This is a genomic window from Chryseolinea sp. H1M3-3 (genome assembly GCF_029360725.1).
Taxonomy (GTDB): domain Bacteria; phylum Bacteroidota; class Bacteroidia; order Cytophagales; family Cyclobacteriaceae; genus Chryseolinea.
On the sequence record NZ_JARKMY010000009.1, the window covers coordinates 258,567 to 275,815 of the forward strand.

At 43.6% G+C, this 17,249-nt stretch carries 10 protein-coding genes; 9 read left to right on the forward strand and 1 reads right to left on the reverse strand.

Annotation, left to right across the window (positions count from 1 at the left end):
- Nucleotides 1-56 precede the first annotated feature (56 nt).
- The 9 genes from hppD to P2W71_RS15820 all read left to right on the forward strand — a co-directional run bounded on the left by hppD (nucleotide 57) and on the right by P2W71_RS15820 (nucleotide 14,329).
- The gene (gene hppD, locus P2W71_RS15780) at nucleotides 57-1,196 is read left to right on the forward strand and encodes a 4-hydroxyphenylpyruvate dioxygenase (protein ID WP_276372242.1); all 1,140 of its coding nucleotides are present in this window, start codon (nucleotides 57-59) and stop codon (nucleotides 1,194-1,196) included.
- A 30-nt stretch (nucleotides 1,197-1,226) separates the two neighbouring features.
- Nucleotides 1,227-2,486, forward strand: a complete 1,260-nt coding sequence (gene fahA / locus P2W71_RS15785; protein WP_276372243.1) for a fumarylacetoacetase — start codon at nucleotides 1,227-1,229, stop codon at nucleotides 2,484-2,486.
- Between the two features lie 85 nt (nucleotides 2,487-2,571).
- Nucleotides 2,572-3,471: a flavin reductase family protein gene (locus P2W71_RS15790; RefSeq protein WP_276372244.1), complete on the forward strand. Its 900-nt coding sequence runs from the start codon at nucleotides 2,572-2,574 to the stop codon at nucleotides 3,469-3,471.
- Entirely contained in the window at nucleotides 3,462-5,219 is a 1,758-nt protein-coding gene (locus P2W71_RS15795) for an aromatic amino acid hydroxylase (protein WP_276372245.1), read from the forward strand. The genes P2W71_RS15790 and P2W71_RS15795 overlap by 10 nt, the downstream gene beginning before the upstream one ends.
- Before the next feature lie 239 nt (nucleotides 5,220-5,458).
- Complete coding sequence (locus P2W71_RS15800; protein WP_276372246.1) at nucleotides 5,459-5,719, forward strand: 2TM domain-containing protein; 261 nt, start codon at nucleotides 5,459-5,461, stop codon at nucleotides 5,717-5,719.
- 409 nt (nucleotides 5,720-6,128) lie between these two features.
- Nucleotides 6,129-8,483 carry an ABC transporter permease gene (locus P2W71_RS15805; protein WP_276372247.1) on the forward strand — a complete coding sequence of 785 codons (2,355 nt, stop codon included), beginning with the start codon at nucleotides 6,129-6,131 and terminating at the stop codon, nucleotides 8,481-8,483.
- A 194-nt stretch (nucleotides 8,484-8,677) separates the two neighbouring features.
- Nucleotides 8,678-9,628, forward strand: a complete 951-nt coding sequence (locus P2W71_RS15810) for an NAD(P)/FAD-dependent oxidoreductase (RefSeq protein ID WP_276372248.1) — start codon at nucleotides 8,678-8,680, stop codon at nucleotides 9,626-9,628.
- Between the two features lie 1,012 nt (nucleotides 9,629-10,640).
- Nucleotides 10,641-11,489, forward strand: coding sequence for an alpha/beta fold hydrolase (locus P2W71_RS15815; protein WP_276372249.1), 849 nt, complete (start codon nucleotides 10,641-10,643; stop codon nucleotides 11,487-11,489).
- 92 nt (nucleotides 11,490-11,581) lie between these two features.
- Complete coding sequence (locus tag P2W71_RS15820) at nucleotides 11,582-14,329, forward strand: ATP-binding protein (RefSeq protein ID WP_276372250.1); 2,748 nt, start codon at nucleotides 11,582-11,584, stop codon at nucleotides 14,327-14,329.
- 1,280 nt (nucleotides 14,330-15,609) lie between these two features.
- Here P2W71_RS15820 and P2W71_RS15825 read toward each other — a convergent pair.
- Entirely contained in the window at nucleotides 15,610-17,193 is a 1,584-nt protein-coding gene (locus tag P2W71_RS15825; RefSeq protein ID WP_276372251.1) for a hypothetical protein, read from the reverse strand.
- Nucleotides 17,194-17,249: the final 56 nt, after the last annotated feature.

The following is a 17,249-nucleotide window of genomic DNA, read 5'->3' on the forward strand; positions in this document are numbered from 1 at the left end:
CTTTTAAAAAGAAAGTTCGATTTTGAAAATCAATTGCTGAAAACAATGAGTAAAATATGACGACAAATACACCGGCAACACTGAGCGACTTGCACAAAGATGTTGCAGAAGATTTTCTGCCACTGAATGGCACCGACCATATTGAACTTTATGTGGGTAATGCGAAGCAATCCGCACACTATTATCAGCATGCTTTTGGATTTGAGCTGGTTGCATATGCTGGGCCGGAGACAGGTCAGCGTGAATATGCATCCTACGTTTTGCAACAAGGAAAAATCCGGCTGGTGCTTACTACTGCGCTTAATAACAACAGCCCAATTGCGGAACACGTTTACCGCCATGGAGACGGCGTGAAAGTGTTGGCCTTGTGGGTGGATGATGCCACTAAGGCGTATGCGGAAACAATAAAACGAGGAGCAGTTTCTGTTATTGAACCAAAAACCTTAACAGACAATTTTGGAACAGTCATCACTTCCTCAATCAAGACGTATGGAGACACCATTCATACTTTTGTGGAACGTAAAAATTATACAGGACCATTTCTACCTGGATATATCAAAACGACGAGCCGTTTTAAGACAACGTCCATCGGGTTAAAATATATAGATCATTGTGTTGGCAACGTCGCCTTAGGCGAAATGAATAAGTGGGTGAAATTTTATGAAGATGTCATGGGTTTTAAATTACTGATTACCTTCGATGACAACGATATCTCTACTGAATATACTGCATTGATGTCCAAAGTTGTCTCAAACAAAAATGAGTTTATTAAGTTTCCTATTAATGAGCCAGCAGCTGGAAAGAAACGTTCGCAGATAGATGAATATTTGGATTTTTACCAAGGGGCTGGTGTGCAGCACATTGCCATTGCTACTGATGATATTATACATACAGTCAGCGAAATGAAAAGCAGGGGTGTCGAATTTCTGACTATTCCTAATCATTATTATGATACCTTGCTGGCGCGTGTAGGTAAAATCGACGAGGACGTACAGCCCTTGCGTGATTTGAATATTTTGGTGGATCGTGATGAGGAAGGATACCTTCTTCAGATCTTTACAAAGCCGGTTGAAGACCGGCCTACTTTATTTTTCGAGATCATTCAGCGTAAAGGGGCGAAGTCCTTTGGCAAAGGAAATTTCAAAGCGCTGTTTGAAGCTATTGAACGCGAGCAAGAGATCAGAGGCACATTATAAAATTTACTTTCAGTGATAACACGAGTAAGCATGAAGAGTAGCCCACTCACTTCCTGGGTAGACGTATCAGAGGATAGTGATTTTAGTATCTATAATATTCCATTCGGTGTATTTAAAACCGACACCGTGCCGGCGAGGTGCTGCACCGCTATTGGCGATTATGTGGTTGACCTTGTCGTACTTGCCGAACACGGCTATTTCAATCCGATTCCGGTCTCGCCCCTGCTCTTTCGTAGAGACTCCCTCAATTATTTTGTTTCAATGGGAAAAGATTATACCAGCCTCGTACGTGATCGGCTGATAGAATTGTTTTCCATTAACCATCACGATTTGCAGGATAATATAGATCTCCATCCTTTTGTCCTCTACAAGCGCGATTCGGTAACAATGATGTTGCCAATGAAGGTTGGTAATTATACGGATTTTTACTCGAGTAAGGAGCATGCGACTAACCTGGGCGCTATGCTCCGCGATCCCAACAATGCATTGTTACCAAACTGGAAACATTTGCCAGTGGCATATCATGGACGAGCATCGTCCATCGCTGTGTCAGGTACTCCGGTTAAGCGGCCACAAGGGCAGTTTAAAAAGAATAAGGATGACACGACGCCAACGTTTGGCCCGACGCAGGCGCTGGACTACGAACTGGAGTTGGCTTTTGTAATCGGTAAAGACTCCAACCTGGGCGAAACTGTCAGCGTTGATAACGCTGAAGATTATATCTTTGGCTTTCTGCTGTTTAACGACTGGTCTGCACGCGATATTCAAAGCTGGGAATACGTTCCCCTCGGACCATTCTTATCCAAGAATTTCATGTCGTCGGTGTCACCCTGGATTGTTACAATGGAAGCCCTGGCGCCGTATAGGACGCAAGGCCCGGTGCAGGATGTTCAGGTATTGCCCTACCTTCAGTCAAAGGGTAATCATAACTATGATATTGAATTGGAGGTAGAGCTAAAGCCTGAAGGCGGCTCAGCAGAACGCATCAGTCGTACAAACTTCAAACACATGTATTGGAACATCTGCCAGCAGTTGGCGCATCATACGGTAAACGGGTGTAACGTAAACATTGGCGACATTATGGCATCGGGTACTATTAGTGGCCCAACGCCAGACAGTGTTGGGTGTCTCCTTGAACGAACGCGCAATGGCCAGGAACCAATTGCATTGAAAAATGGCAGCACACGTAAGTTTCTCGAAGATGGCGATACTGTGATCATGAAAGGGTTTGCAGTAAAGGAGGGTAAACGTGTAGGCTTCGGAAGTGTGGAGGGAAAAGTGATACCATGATTCCTTTTGAAGTTAAAAATTGACGGAAATATAAGAGTAAAACAAGGCGACCCTGCCTCGCACCAACTAATGATTTAACGTACCCATGATCATAGATCCAACAAACGTTGTAAACCACAAAGATTTTCACGATCTGCTTCTCGGTACCATAGCGCCAAGGCCGATTGCGCTGGCCTCTACCGTTGACGCAAAAGGAAATGTTAATCTTAGTCCGTTTAGTTTTTTCAATATCTTTAGTTCACGTCCTCCAATACTAGTCTTTTCACCATCACGTCGTCAACGCGACAATACAACCAAGCATACCCTTGAAAATATGCTGGACATCAAAGAGGTTGTGATCAATACCGTCAACTACGCGATGGTTGAACAGATTTCTTTAGCAAGTGCCGAGTATCCTAAGGGAATCAATGAGTTTGTTAAATCAGGGCTTACACCAATAAAATCCGAACGTGTAAAACCACCACGTGTAAAAGAGTCGCCGGCCTCTTTCGAATGTCGTGTGCTGGAAATAAAAACGTTGGGTACGGAAGGTGGTTCAGGAAACCTGGTGACCTGCGAAGTTCTGCTGGTACACACGCAAGAATTTATTTATAATGAGAAAGGAAAAGTTGACCCGCGAAAAGTTGACAGTGTTGCCCGTATGGGCGGCGACTATTATTGCAGGATAAATGGCGATAATATTTTCGAATTGCCAAGGCCGGTTGCTGGTATAGGAGTGGACCAACTTCCTGATCACATTCGGAATAGCCCGGTGCTGACAGGCAATAACCTCGGACGGCTTGCCAGCATCGATAAAATTCCGATGCCTTCTGAGGTAAAATCATTTGCCGAAAACTTTGACTACAATCTCCTTTGGAGAAATAACGGAGGTAATCGAATTGATGCTATTCACAATCATGCGCAACTCCTGCTTGACCGTGGTGAAGTGAAAAAGGCGTGGCTGCTGTTATTGAGCGCTAGTTATCAAACAGAGTTATGGAATTAAATGAAGTAACCAAACGGCTTCCGAAGCACTTGCTGCAATTCGTCGTAGATCAACCGTACAACGAATACACTCCTGTAGATCAAGCGGTATGGCGGTATGTCATGCGGCAAAACTATCATCACCTGCAAAAGGTGGCCCATGAGTCATACGTTGAGGGTCTAAAACTTGCCGGGGTAGAAATTGAAAATATTCCGACCATGTATGGGATGAACAGGATATTGCAACGCATTGGCTGGGCAGCAGTCGCTGTAGACGGATTTATACCACCTGGTGCATTTATGGAGTTCACCAAGTACAACGTGCTGGTCATTGCCGCGGATATACGTACGCTGGAACATATTGAATATACACCAGCACCTGACATCATCCATGAATCAGCCGGACATGCTCCCATTATTGCCGTTCCTGAATTTGCAGCATACCTGAAGGACATTGGTGAAGCCGGAAGCAAAGCATTCTCTTCAGTAAAGGACGTTGAGCTTTACGAGGCCATTCGTCATTTATCTATCATCAAGGAAGATCCTCACACCAAACAGGCAGAGATCAACGAGGCTGAACTTGCGATCGAAAGGATACAAAGCAACATGGGGCCGCCTTCCGAAATGGCACTGATCCGTAACCTGCATTGGTGGACCGTTGAGTACGGTTTGATCGGAACGTTGGACAAGTTTAAGTTATATGGCGCGGGCCTGCTTTCGTCGATAGGCGAAGGTATGAGTTGTTTAAATGAAAAAGTAAAGAAGCTTCCTTATACGCTTGAGGCTATGCACTGCAATTATGATATTACCAAGCCACAACCGCAGCTTTTTGTTACTCCCGATTTTGCCCATCTTACTACCGTACTCAGCGAGTTTAAGAAACTCATGGCCTGGACAACGGGCTGGCTGGATGGAATTAAAAAAGCGATAGCTTCCGAACAGATTGGTACCATAGTCTACAGTTCGGGTCTACAGGTAACTGGAACGGTTGCAAAAGTTATTGAAGCCGACGGTGTTCCGATCTTTATTCAAACCATGGGACCCGCTGCCCTATCGGTTAACGACGTTCAACTGAATAAGTATGGCAAAGAATATTTTCCGTCAGGATTTTCTTCACCGGTTGGAAAACTTACAACATCCCCGATGCCATTGGAAGATATGATTGGTGAGGTACTACGAAGAAATGGTATAGAAATAAATAAACAAGCGTTGCTAAATTTTGAGCATGACATCGTTGTTGAAGGAATTGTCCGCCAGATATTAAGAAGCCGTGCTGGTAAGATCATACTGATAGAATTCGAGCATGCAACTATTCAACACCGAGGCAATGTAATTTTGGTTGCCCCTTCCTATATCATGGCAGTGGGTCAACATATTGTTTCGGCTTTTGCCGGACCAGCGGATGTTGAGGCGTTTCAACCGACCGCTTTTGTGCCCCACGAAAAGATGCACAAGATCCACTATGATGAGAAGGTTTTGAAACTTCATGACTTATATCGTATTGTTCGAAAGACAAGGCAAGACACGCACCTGATTCCTCGGCTACCGTCACTATGGAAAATCGTTGTTCATGATTTTCCAGACGATTGGCTGTTGTCGCTGGAAATATTGGAAATACTAGAACGCTCAGGCGACTATCAACGATCCGCTCACGAAATCCGCGAATATCTCGAGACGAAACGAGCAAAGAAACCCCACCTGCATAATCTCATTACAAACGGATTAACATTGTTACACGTCGAAAAAGAGCAGCCTGCTGTTAATGAATAGCACAAGATTGTCGTGAACACTGCTTCCCTAAGCTACCTATTAGATGTACAGTTACCATTTGATCTGTACAATTCATAAATCAGTTTGACAAAATTCAGTTGATTTCCTGTCATCAATCATTGTTGCCAGACATTGGTCAGAGTAATATTGGTTTGAAATGATCGACAGCCGTAACAGGACTGCCTTTATTGTTGCGTGTTTCAAATACAAGAACGTTCAAACAAAAATACATTACTACTATGAAAGAAGAAAAAGACCCTCAGCTCTGGCAGCAAGCAAAGGCAAGAGCCGACTTTAAAATTCATTTGACGGTTTATCTCATCACCATGGGCGTACTGTGGGTAGTGTGGTTTTTTACCGGCGGCATTCATAGCCATCCCTGGCCAATTTATCCGACCGCAGGCTGGGGTATCGGTGTGATTTTTAATTATCTCGGCGTATTCAAATTTGGCGATGCAGCAGAAAGAGAATACGAAAGATTAAAAGGACAGCACAAATAAAGCCCGCCCTGACGTTGGATCCTGTGCCTGTACAGACTCTTACAACATTTAGCCTTACCGTTATAACGCAAGGCTATTGCTTATGACTTTAGCGTTCAGAAAAAAGTATTTGCGGGGAACCAGCAATCTGCCAACCAAGGACATTCGTAAATGATTTATATCGTGGCATGACAACGGAAGTTTCCTTGTTGTGCGTTTTGATTAACGCACTTTTGCGGCACGTTCAAAGGACATCTCTTACACTAAATTTCTCTTACACTTAATTTTCAATTTGGCCGGATTCGCACAGAGTGATTCGAAGGCGAACACATGCCGCTGGAGCGATACGGCTAAATGGCATATTTCAGTGCTTTTTCGACCATGGCATACATGTTGAATTGTTCCGGTTTTTATATCCTTCTCTAACGCTATGATCAAGAGTTACATAAAAATCGCCTTGCGAAAACTGGTACGAAACCAAGCTTACTCTATTATCAACATCGGCGGTCTTGCCGCCGGAATGACCGTCGCCATGCTGATTGGTTTGTGGGTCTATGATGAACTTTCATTTGATTCCTATTTTCACAACCATAGACAACTCGCTCAAGTCATGGTCAATCAAACGACTGGCGGCCAGACGTACACGGGAGGAACTGTTGCAATGCCTTTAGGGGATGCGTTACGAACAAAGTACGGAGCGGATCTTAAGGCTGTGTCGCTAACATCGTGGATTGATGGTCATTTGATTACGACTGGTGAGAAGACGGTATCATCTTCGGGTATGTGGGTGCAACGTGATTTTCCCGAGATGTTTTCTCTAGCAATGATTCGGGGAAGCCGCCATGTACTAAAAGATCCTTCTACGGTGTTGATTTCACAATCCCTGGCAAAAAGTCTATTTGGTGATGGCGATCCGCTAAACAAATCATTGCGCATAGATAACAGGTTAGACATGATTATTGGTGGTGTTTATGAAGACTTGCCTCACAATACAACCTTTTACAGTTCCAATATATTTCTGCCATGGGATCATAAAGACAATTGGAGGAATTCCCAAACGAGTTGGAGTAATCATTGCGGTCAGTTGTTTGTTCAACTCGGTGATAAGGCAAATTTGGAAGAGACAAGTGAAAAAATCAAGAATGTGCCCACCCCTTTTATAACCGACGTTAAGGAAGAGGTAATGCTACACCCAATGGAAAAGCTGCATCTGTATGATGAGTTTGAAAACGCAAAAGCGGCCGGCGGTCGTATTGATCTTGTTTGGTTAATTGGCGTTATTGGTGTATTCGTATTGTTCCTGGCCTGTATTAATTTTATGAACCTTTCTACCGCGCGAAGTGAAAAACGATCCAAGGAAGTGGGCATCAGAAAAACGGTAGGATCCCTGCGAGCCCAACTCATTGGTCAATTTCTTAGTGAATCGATTGTCGTAGCATTGATAGCCTTTATATTTTCAATCATACTCTCACAACTTTCGCTTTCATTTTTCAATCAGCTTGCGGATAAAAGAATATCCCTTCCGTTAGACCATCCTGTGTTCTGGTTATTAGCACTGAGTTTTACATTGTTCACCGGAATCATCTCCGGAAGCTACCCTGCATTTTACCTGTCAGGATTCAAACCTATCAAAGTATTAAAAGGTACTTTCAAGGCAGGAAGGTTTGCTTCTCTACCAAGAAAGATTTTAGTCGTTACTCAATTTACAGTATCCATTACGTTGATCATTGGAACGCTGATCGTTTTTCGTCAGATCGAATTTGCTAAAAATCGTAATCCTGGTTTTTCACGTAACGGACTTATCACTGTGTGGCTCAATACCCCGGATCTGGAGAAACACCGTGAAGCTATTCAAAACGAGGTACTTCAAACGAACGCCGTAGAACATATGGCACTAGCCTCTCAATCACCGGCACACTTTAGTAATAACAACGGTATTGACTGGCGGGGCAAAGATCCGGGGTTAACTGTGTATTTCAGAAACGTTGATGTCACACCGGAGTTTGGAAAGACATTAGGTTGGAAAATCAGCCAAGGTCGTGATTTTATCCCTAACGCCGCTGGAGATTCTGCATCAGTCATTATCAATGAAACGGCGTTAAAAATCATGGGCCTTCAGGAACCTTTGGGGGAAGTCATACAATATCAGAATAAGAATTATAATATTGTCGGTGTGGTAGAAGACATTGCAACGCAATCTCCCTACAGGAAGAATGAACCTTCCATATTTTTCACCGATGGATGGAAGGGTTTATTTATCATGAGGTTGAATTCTTCAATGCCGGTGAGAGAAGCCCTGGCGAAGATTGAGCCGGTATTCAAAAAACATAATCCCGATGCACCGTTTGGATACAGCTTTGTAGATGTTGAGTATCAAAGAAAATTTTCCAATGAGCAAAAGATCGGCAGCCTCGCCGGCTCCTTTGCTGTACTTGCTGTGTTCATCTCATGCCTGGGTTTATTTGGCTTGGCTTCTTACGTGGCAGAGCAGCGCACAAAGGAAATCGGTATCAGAAAAGTCCTGGGTGCATCGGTACTTAATCTTTGGAAAATGCTATCAAAAGATTTTGTGGCGCTCGTCATCATTGCCTGCGCCATCTCCACTCCTATTTCATTTATATTCATGAATGACTGGCTTCAAAATTTTGAGTATCGTGCGCCGATCTCCTGGACGATGTTTGCGATGGTTAGTGTAGGGACCCTTGTAATTACTTTGCTAACCGTTAGTTTTCAGGCTATTACTGCAGCAGTGGCCAATCCTATTCGCTCCTTGCGAACTGAGTGACAGGCAAGGTGAAGCAGTAAACCCTGTGTTTTTCAAAAAAATATAGGTTAAAAAAACTTCTTACCGCGAATTTATGTTGCCAGAAGGTTAAGGAAAACGTTTAGAAGCGTCTTCAGAAAGACAGGTGCACGGTTGATACGATGCTCACGTTTTCATTTAATGATCAACCTGTTCGACATTTCAACCCATAAGTTATGACCAACGAAAAAACCTTTGATGTTATTATTATTGGCGGAAGTTACGCCGGATTATCAGCCGGCATGGCGCTGGGTCGCGCATTACGAAAAGTAATAATTATTGATAGTGGGAAACCCTGTAACGTCCAGACGCCACACTCGCACAACTTCATCACTCAGGATGGAAAAACGCCAAAGGAAATTTCCTCACTTGCCAAACAGCAAGTTGGAGCGTATAAAACGGTAACATTTTATGATGGTCTTGCCATCAGCAGCACAAAGACGACAAATGGATTTGAAGTCAAAACGCAGTCAGGGGATACTTTCACAGGCAAGAAAATAATTCTTGCAACTGGTATTAAAGATATTCTTCCCGAGATCAAGGGCGCTGCGGAGTGTTGGGGAATATCCATGATCCATTGTCCCTATTGTCACGGTTACGAATACAGGAATGAAAAGACAGGGATTCTTGCCAATGGAGAATCAGCTTTTGAACTCGCCAAGTTGATTTCCAATTGGACTAAAAATTTAACAGTTTTTACAAATGGAAAATCAACTTTAACAAAAGATCAATCCGAGATCATTAGCAGAAAGAACGTTGAAATTAATGAAAACGAAATTCATAGTTTCGGTCATAATGATGGGCAGATCGAAAATATTCAATTTAAAGATACATCGACTATTTCCGTCAAAGCCATTTATGCCCGTCCTTCATTCATCCAACATAGCGGCATACCGAAAGCGCTAGGCTGTGAGCTAACGGAACACGGACTTATAAAAGTAGATATGCTGCAAAAAACTTCGGTTCCGGGAGTCTTTGCCGGCGGAGATAATGCTACGTTAATGCGTTCGGTTGCTTCAGCAGTATTTACAGGGTCGATGGCGGGTGCTGCAGTCAATAGAGAATTGATTGATGATGAATTTAACTCAATGATGGTGGAACCAGAAAAGGAAAAAGCATTGATTTAAGGTAGAATAGGGCTGACGTTATAATGGAATAAAACTTCCCGGCTGGATTTCTTCATGCATCACGCAAGTCCGGTATGGACGATATATCGCTAGAAAATCAACCGACATTCGAACCAATATATAATTTGCCATTAAATAGGAGCAATTGCCTTTTGCTATGTTATATCATGCCTACGGCACTCCGATAAAATCTTCAATCGAGTGCTACCGATATTCAATGCCTAACGGCCGCGTAAATGCATTCAATTGATCAAACGCTACAGCGAAAATTGATAAGCGCGATGCGATAGAATAGATAGTGAATAAACTTCCCTGCTGATTCTACATGCACCACACAAGTCCCGGCAGGATGATATATCGCTAGAAAATCAATAGAAATTCGAGACAAATCCCGTTAGGGATGGCATATAATCTTTCTATTACAGTTTTTGCTAGTCAAGCATGAGAAGAGAATTGATTCTCAGCCAATGGACTTTCGAACCAGCAGGACGATTCCTAGAAAGAAATCCTTCCTGTCCTCGGGATCCGGCAATTTGGATTACACACTTTGTAGATAAGCCCACTTTGATTATTGACTATGTCTATAAACTGTTGATCCATATCATAATAGTCGAAGCTTTAGTCTTCGCAGCGCCGGAAAACTTACAAGAAAGTCAGAAATTGTTTAGTTGTTTTTTAGGTTCGCCGGGACACCACAGACCGGAATGTGAGGTTTCATTGCTTAGGTCTCTTTTTCTGAACTTCAAACATTTAGTCTGACCTGCAAAAGGAAAACGTCACAGATTTAGCGTTTTAAAATATTGCTCCAGGGACATCATCCTTCTTATGCAACTATTTTACCCGCTATTGCAACATTATTCGGCCAAAATTAAAGGTAGTCTCTTCCAATTCTTACGTTCAAATCCTCGACAAAAGCTGAAGGTGATGCATTGCGCAAGTATCAATTAGCGATTTTTTTTAACGGATGGAAGTTTTCCCTTCCGACTATGGATGCTTTTAAACAAGGCTTGAGATGAAAAAAATTACTATCCACGCCTCTGACGGATATCCGCTAAGCGCATTGTTTGGTGAGCCTGACAAAAACCCGATGGGAACAATCGTCATTAGTTCCGCAACAGGAATACGAAAGGAATTCTATATTAACTTCGCGCAATTTCTTGTAACCCAGGGGTACCGGGTCTTGCTCTATGACTATCGTGGTATTGGGGAATCGGCGCCAGCCGACATGAAAACCTCCACGATTTACATGCACGAATGGGGCACGCAAGATATGAATGCGGTTATCAATCACCTCGTGATCAAACAAGGTTACTCGGGGATTATATGGCTGGGGCACAGTATCGGCGGCCAATTGGTTGGATTAATTGAAAATAAGCATCATGTACGCAAAGTAATTGCTATTAATGCTGCAGTGGGCTATTGGGGATATTTCCCATATCCGATGAGAATGGTAGTGTGGCTACTGTGGCATGTCATAGGCCCTCTGCTCATTAAAGTTTATGGCTATGGGACGATGACTAAAATCGGATGGGGTGAAAATCTTCCACGCAATGCAATCCTGGAATGGAGGTCCTGGTGCCTTAGTAAAACGTACTACATGGATTTTCTAAAAAACAAGATTAAATCAGACCGGTTCTATGACTTCACCATTCCGATCACTGCGATTTATACGAGCGACGATTATATTGCTAACGACAAGACTGCACCGCTCATGGTGCAATTCTTTCCGAACGCACCCTGGAGACTTATTAAACTTGAAGTTGATCAGTATACCGAACACAAAGTTGGTCATACTGGAATTTTTCGAAAGCGGTTTGAAAAGGTGCTTTGGCCTTGGCTCCTGCGAATTATTCAAGGTTAAATAATTGATGAGCATAAAGTAAACGTTAACATAATCTCCGGAAAAACAACTTGTTATCGAAACATATCGTACTAATGGATTTACCGTGTTGCATGACTAAAACCTGTTTCGTATTTCTTTGTTACCTGTTCCTATCCAGTGCTTTTGCGCAGGCCCAACTCCAAGATACCCTGCTGCAGCAACTTGAACATCATCCAGAAATTGACACCGTCCATATTAATTTGCTGAACGCATTGAGTCACCAGAACCAATGGAAGGATTTCAATAAATCCCTTGTCTATGCCACGGAGGCACTAAAGTATGCGGAACAGTTATCCTTTGAGTCGGGTATCGCGCAAGCTTATAACCGGCAGGCACATTGTTATTGGGCGTTGGGTGACAGCGATCGGGCGATAGAAAAAGCGTTGCATGCTGTTGCTGTTGCCGAACGTTCTGGACTCACCAACGTGCTCGGCGAAGCTTATAGAACCTTAGCAATGTGTTATCGCGATCAGCAGGAACTGGCGAAAGCTGTCGCTTATATACGACACGCCGAGGCGCTGGCTACGCAAAAAAAAAATTGGGACTTGCTGGCCAGGGTCTTCAATCTTGCTGGTGTCATAGCGCATTCGCGCGCACAATATGACAGTGCATTAATATATTATAATAAATCTTTGCAGGTAACTTCAGAGCATGCAATCACAACCTTTCACGTATCGCAGGCACTATCGAATATGGGTGAAGTCTATTTAAGAAATGATCCGGAAAAAGCGCTCGGCTATTTTAACCGCGCCTTGGCTAGTGCGAAGGAAACACAGAATCGCTCAGCGGAAGCCGGAATACTTGCAGACGTCGGCAGAGCGCTCCTTAGGTTAAAGAAATATGCTGAAGCAGAACGTTACTTAAATCAATCGTTAGTATTGGCACGCACCCTTGGCCTTAAACGTGTAATCCGGCATGTTTATCTTGCGCTTACAGACCTAAAAATAACTGGAGGTAAAACAACAGACGCTTTAAATTACATGCAGGCATATTATGATGTACGCGATAGCCTGCTCAATGGATCTAAGACGAGACAAATTGTAGAACTGGAAACACGTTTCGAAAAGGAAAAGCAGGAGCAAAAAATTCAGTTGCTTGAACAGGAAAAAAGAATCCAAAGCCTGTGGCAAAATGTTCTGATCGTAGGATCAATGTTGCTCGTAATTGCCCTCGTAATAATTTACCGGCTGCAGCAATTACGATCCTCGAAATCCCGGCAGCTTCTGGAAGCCCAGCAGGCATTAAATAATAAATTAAAGGAAACTGATGCACTCAAATCGAAATTCTTTGCGAATCTTTCTCATGAATTTCGTACCCCCCTTACATTGATTCTTAGTCCCGTAGAAGAACAACTCCGAAATTTCAGCTTGCCCGAATCTGAACGGAAAAAACTGACCGTGATACAACGGAATGCCCACCGCCTTTTGGATTTGGTGAATCAGTTGCTCGATCTTTCCAAATTGGAAGCAGGCAAAATGGAGCTTTCCATCCATTATCGTAACCTTTCAAAATATCTTCATGTTTTGATCTCATCATTTGATTCGCTTGCCGAGCATAAACAGATCGATTTTATCAAAAATATTTCCACGTACGAAACACCCGTTGGCTTTGATGCAGATAAGATTGAGAAAATTGTTAGCAATATCCTTTTCAATGCGTTCAAGTTTACGCCGGCTGGAGGCCAGGTGATTTTTTCAATGCATGTCTTCGCCGAGGAGAATGAAGTTGTGATGACGGTAGCTGACACCGGTAAAGGAATACCAACGGAAGAACACGCTAACGTATTCTCACCATTTTATCAATTGAAGCCGGAAGAAGAAAATCATCCGGGGACTGGATTGGGCCTATCATTGGTTCACGAATTGGTTAAGTTATACGAGGGCACAATTGAATTGACAAGTGAGGTGAATAAAGGTACTTGTATTGTCGTGACGCTGCCTCTCTTTCCGATGGAGAATGCGGTTGAATTCCCGATAGAAGAAAAAGACTCACAGCATGATGTTCGACAGGCGTTTGAGCCAACCGAAGCGTCGGTCCCCTCGACGATTGCTGAAATTGAGCTCTACAACACCATCCTGGTCGTGGAGGATAATACCGAACTGCGGAATTTCATTATATCGGGATTTGAAAACCAGTTTGCCATTTTATCAGCGGTAGATGGTGAAGAAGGCGTTGCCTTGGCACTGGAGCATATACCTGATGTAATCATTTCTGATGTTATGATGCCAAGAATGAACGGTCTGGATCTTATAAGCCGAATCCGGAAAGATGAACGTACGAGTCATATACCTGTTGTTCTGCTTACTGCTAAGGTGGACGATCAATCAAAACTGGAAGGATTAAAAACCGGTGCTGATGAATATCTGGCCAAGCCTTTCCTGATGGAGGAACTTCAAGTAAGGGTAAATAATGTCATCGAACAACGCAAACGGCTGGCCATAAAGTTAAAGCAAGATTTTGCAGATGAACAGGTCTCAACTGCTGACATAAAGGAGCCGTCACTAGATGAAAAATTTATTGCGAAAGTTAGGAGTATAGTGGAAGCAAATATCGGCAATTCATTTTTTAGCGTTGAAATGCTCGCTGCCGAAATGAATCTCAGCAGGGCACAACTGTTTCGTAAACTTAAGGCTTTGATCAACACGTCCCCAAGCGAATATATCCATGACCTGCGCCTGCAACGGGCTGCGAAATTGATCCGCGCAAAAGCTGACAACGTTGCGCAGATCGGGTATGCGGTTGGGTTTAATGAACAATCATATTTTGCAAAACGCTTCCGGAAAAAGTATGGCGTCTCCCCCACTGAATATGCACGATGAAGTTTTTGCAACGACAATACCGGGATTGGTAACAATTGTTCAAGCATCATTCGTAATTGAGGTGTCACCTTTGTCATGACAAAACAACACGAGTATGGATAGCCACAAAACAACCCCTGCACTAAGCGCCACCTTGAGGAATCTTATGACCAGACTATTCCTTCGCCCTTTACAAGACTCGGTATTATTTTTATTTCACCTTAGTCGCATTCGAAACGATGATTTTTATTATTGGTGACTTATTCTTAATCCGTGACTTTACGTTGGTTCCGGTTTCTTTGCGTTTATTGAAACTTCACCGTTGTTGATCTGCTCACAGTCTTACCCGCAAGGCCAATGGATCAGTGAAGTATACGTTGTCGGGGAAGCCAGCAAGTAAGTAAAACGTCGCCGTTGTTGGTGTTGTGCGGAGCCTGGTGCGTGAGCTCCACCAACAACCGCACACACTAGGATGACAGACTTTAACGTAGTACGGTTCAAAAATTTGACGCAACGCCTGTTTGTTCTTCTATTAATTTTCAATCACATTCGTCTTCGCCGTTGTTGGTGTAGTGCGGAGCCTGGTGCATGAGCTCCACCAACAACCGCACACACTAGGATGACAGACTTTAATATAGTACGGTTCAAAAATTTGACGCAACGCCTGTTTGTTCTTCCATTTAATTTTCAATCACATTCGTCTTCGCCGTTGTTGGTGTAGTGCGGAGCCAGTGCGTGAGCTCCACCAACAAACGCACACGCTCGGATGACAGACTTTAACATAGTACGGTTCAAAAATTTTGACGCAACACCTATTTGTTCTTCCATTTAATTTTCAATCACATTCGTCTTCGCCGTTGTTGGTGTTGTGCGGAGCCTAGTGCGTGAGCTCCACCAACAACCGCACACACTAGGATGACAGACTTTAACATAGTACGGTTCAAAAATTTTGACGCAATGCCTATTTGTTCTTCCATTTAATTTTCAATCACATTCGTCTTCGCCGTTGTTGGTGTTGTGCGGAGCCTGGTGCGTGAGCTCCACCAACAACCGCACACACTAGGATGACAGACTTTAACGTAGTACGGTTCAAAAATTTGACGCAACGCCTATTTGTTCTTCCATTTAATTTTCAATCACATTCGTCTGAATACTGTCGAAACCTGTTATCAGCTTGCGTGCGGTTGTTGGTCAGACGCGCACGGCCTTACGCACAAGACCAACAACGGCGTGGGATACAGTGCGTATACTTCGCCGGTGAAACATTCATTAAGAAATTGAAATGAGCGTGGGTATCAATTTCAGACTCCCTTCAACTTTGCAGTGGCTTGTTTGATCCCATTGACCGCATTCAGGCGCCCAGCATGGCGTTCTAAATCAGCCTCGTAGGCTTCAAGCGCATTTCGATAATCTTTCAGCTCCATGTAAAGATCTCCCAAAAGTTCTCTGGCCGGAACGACTTCACCTGGCGTTACGGGATGCTTCTCAGTAGCATCTTCCATGTCAGCTGCTTCTGTCATCAGGCGAATGGCTTCATCACGATCACCCCGGGAAAATGCTAACCACGCTTCCGATGCTTTGATTTGGATTTGTACCTGGTTTGCTTCGTATGTTTTTTTATTTTCAACCAGCATGGCATGGTTTGCTTTTAAACTATCCAGAGCAGCAATTGCATCTTCATTCCGATGCAGATGGACGGCACCTAAAAGTTTTCCAAAAAAAATCAGTGACCTCTCCCATGGATAATTCTTCCATGGAAAATCATGCGGTTTTAATTCCAATGCTAATACCGCCGGCCAGTCTTTGCGTTCCAGCGCATAACGCGTAGGTGCTGCGGCCATGGTATACGCAACCTTATTGTTAAAAGGAAAAACGACCTGCATCGACTGCAGGTAATCCAATTGTTCTTTTGCCTTATCATACTTTCCTTCCTGCAGATAAGCATAAACAAGGTAGTCCAGTCCATGGATTTCTTCATCCCAATGACCTTGCATGCCGGCATTCTCCGCGTAACATTTTGCTGCGGTCATAGAGTTGATGTTGGACTGCGCAGACTCCTCCCACAGACCCAGCCTTGTAAAAATATGAGAGGGCATATGCAACGCATGGGCTGATGACGAGGCAATTGAGGCATACTTTCGTGCTGCCGGCAAGCCCATTTCGGCAAGTTCAGGGTAATCGTAAATATGAATGAGATAGTGTGCAATCCCTGGATGATCAGGTTGACTGGCGAAAATCGAATTCAATATTTCTCCAGCTTTGCGTTGTTTTACAAATGTTTTGTCCGTCGGATCCGATGCTGCGCGCAATGCTAATGCATAAAATATTGCGGCTTCCGTATCTGCCGGATACTTTTGATAAATCTTCTCGGCAGCTTTTTCAAACTTTTGAAGGCGACTGGCATGGCTAACGTTACTCCAGTCGTCATATAAAGTTGCAGCCGCTTCGAGATATTCGGACTCGCGGTTATCACCACCTCCTAATGAACGCGCAACCGAGATTGACTTCGACCCCTTCTCTAATTCATCTTTGGTTGGTGGAGCCCATAAAGGGTGAAAGTTGCTCATGGCTACACCCCAATATGCCATCAGGCACTCGGGATCCTCATCGATGACTTTCGCAAAAACCTTTTCGGCTTCGGCGTATTCAAACGAATGAAGCAACGCTGTGGCTAGATTAAAGTTTGCCTGCACTTTTTGCGCGCATGACTGGCCAAAGTCCACTTTACCGAACTTGGCTTGCTCAGCGCCGCACAGCGCTATATCGCCACTTAACAGATTGAGCGACTTCAGCTCACTCCTCAACTGGGTTTGATCCCTTTTCTCCTGACAGGAACTGATCAGGAGAATGGAAGCAACATATAATATTTGGAGGTGAAATTTCATACAAGTTTAGGTTAATGAAAATCGTCGGAATGGAATTCACCGATATAATAAAGGTA

Excerpts from the sequence above, each read along its gene's own strand:
- hppD (WP_276372242.1), top strand. The coding sequence starts at position 57 with ATGACGACAAATACACCGGCAACACTGAGCGACTTGCACAAAGATGTT.
- fahA (WP_276372243.1), top strand. The coding sequence starts at position 1,227 with ATGAAGAGTAGCCCACTCACTTCCTGGGTAGACGTATCAGAGGATAGT.
- P2W71_RS15790 (WP_276372244.1), top strand. The coding sequence starts at position 2,572 with ATGATCATAGATCCAACAAACGTTGTAAACCACAAAGATTTTCACGAT.
- P2W71_RS15795 (WP_276372245.1), top strand. The coding sequence starts at position 3,462 with ATGGAATTAAATGAAGTAACCAAACGGCTTCCGAAGCACTTGCTGCAA.
- P2W71_RS15800 (WP_276372246.1), top strand. The coding sequence starts at position 5,459 with ATGAAAGAAGAAAAAGACCCTCAGCTCTGGCAGCAAGCAAAGGCAAGA.
- P2W71_RS15805 (WP_276372247.1), top strand. The coding sequence starts at position 6,129 with ATGATCAAGAGTTACATAAAAATCGCCTTGCGAAAACTGGTACGAAAC.
- P2W71_RS15810 (WP_276372248.1), top strand. The coding sequence starts at position 8,678 with ATGACCAACGAAAAAACCTTTGATGTTATTATTATTGGCGGAAGTTAC.
- P2W71_RS15815 (WP_276372249.1), top strand. The coding sequence starts at position 10,641 with ATGAAAAAAATTACTATCCACGCCTCTGACGGATATCCGCTAAGCGCA.
- P2W71_RS15820 (WP_276372250.1), top strand. The coding sequence starts at position 11,582 with ATGACTAAAACCTGTTTCGTATTTCTTTGTTACCTGTTCCTATCCAGT.
- P2W71_RS15825 (WP_276372251.1), bottom strand. The coding sequence starts at position 17,193 with ATGAAATTTCACCTCCAAATATTATATGTTGCTTCCATTCTCCTGATC.